The sequence below is a fragment of the Ruegeria discodermiae genome (assembly GCF_030758345.1).
Lineage (GTDB): Bacteria > Pseudomonadota > Alphaproteobacteria > Rhodobacterales > Rhodobacteraceae > Ruegeria_C.
The window spans coordinates 1-820 of the sequence record NZ_JAVAMO010000066.1; the positions used below are offsets into that span (position 1 = coordinate 1).

1 protein-coding gene is annotated in these 820 nt (G+C 51.5%); it reads left to right on the top strand.

Going from position 1 to position 820, the window contains the following annotated elements; genetic code table 11:
• Positions 1-83: 83 nt before the first annotated feature.
• The gene (locus tag Q5Y75_RS28370) at positions 84-767 is read left to right on the top strand and encodes an IS6 family transposase (protein ID WP_306203657.1); all 684 of its coding nucleotides are present in this window, start codon (positions 84-86) and stop codon (positions 765-767) included.
• Positions 768-820 lie beyond the last annotated feature (53 nt).

Below are 820 nucleotides of genomic sequence, written 5' to 3' on the forward strand. Positions count from 1 at the left end.
GGGTTCTGTCGCAAACTTCGCCGCCACCTGTCAGTTCAAGTGTATTTCTGGTAGCGCGCACTGGAACATGACAGGAGCAGGCCGTGGCGATCTCATTTAAGGGCGCGCATTTTCCGAAAGACGTAATCTTGTACGCGGTTTTCTTCTACCTGCGCTACGGTGTTTCCTACCGGGATCTGGAAGAAATCATGGCGGAACGTGGCGTTGATCTGGACCACGCGACTCTGAACCGATGGGTGAGCCGATATGCCGGCCTCATTGCTGAAACAGCGCGGTATAGAAAGCGTCCCGCAGACCGTTCGTGGCGCATGGATGAAACCTATGTGAAAGTGAAAGGCGAATGGGTTTATCTTTATCGAGCGATCGACAAACACGGCAAGACCCTGGATTTCATGTTGTCCGAGCGGCGGAATAAAGCCGCTGCTACGAAGTTCTTCGCCCGCGCGCTTGAGGTGAACGGTCTACCGCGAAAGATCGTCATCGACAAAAGTGGTGCCAATACAGCTGGCATCAGGGCGATCAACAAGATGCTCAAGAGCTTTGGTTGTCCCATCCCGATTGAAATGGTCAGGCGGAAATACCTCAATAACATCATTGAACAGGATCACCGCTTCATCAAACGAAGGATCAGACTCATGCTGGGATTCAAGTCTTTCGCTTCAGCCGCATCTGTCCTGGCAGGCATTGAACTGGTCAACATGATCCGCAAAGGTCAATTCACGCCCGGATTCCGTCAGTTTCAGCAGTTCATCCAACTGGCGGGATAATCAATTCACTAGTTCAATCTGTTCAGCTCTCAAAGAAATTTGCGACAGAACCG